The sequence below is a fragment of the Dysgonomonas mossii genome, from assembly GCF_004569505.1.
Classification (GTDB): Bacteria; Bacteroidota; Bacteroidia; order Bacteroidales; family Dysgonomonadaceae; genus Dysgonomonas.
Genome location: NZ_SPPK01000060.1, coordinates 1 through 461, shown reverse-complemented (window position 1 = coordinate 461; position 461 = coordinate 1). Strand labels below are relative to the sequence as shown.

1 protein-coding gene is annotated in these 461 nt (G+C 69.6%); it reads left to right on the top strand.

The features are described from left to right. Positions 1 to 461 (top strand): molybdopterin cofactor-binding domain-containing protein (locus tag E4T88_RS18900; protein ID WP_167755483.1); only part of this gene is annotated, 461 nt, incomplete at both ends.

Genomic DNA, 461 nt, shown 5'->3' with positions numbered 1-461 from the left:
CCACCGCGGCATCCAGCGGCACCGATCTCAACGGCCGCGCCGCGCAGTTCGCCGCGCGCCACGTGCGCGACAACCTCGCGGCCTTCGTGGCGGGCCTGGACCACTGCGGCGCGGGCGCGGTGCAGTTCGAGAACGGCCGGATCACTTCGCCGAAGCGTTCGCACGCCTGGCGCGACGTGGTGCAGGCCGCCTATGCCAACCGCATCCAGCTCTGGAGCGACGGCTTCTACCGCACGCCCAAGATCCATTACGACAAGACCACGCTCACCGGACGCCCGTTCTACTACTTCGCCTACGGCGCGGCCTGCACCGAGGTGGCGATCGACACGCTCACCGGCGAGAGCCGCGTGCTCGCCGTGGACATCCTCCACGACGCGGGCCGCAGCATCAATCCCGCCATCGACATCGGCCAGATCGAGGGCGGCTTCGTGCAGGGCATGGGCTGGCTCACCACCGAACAG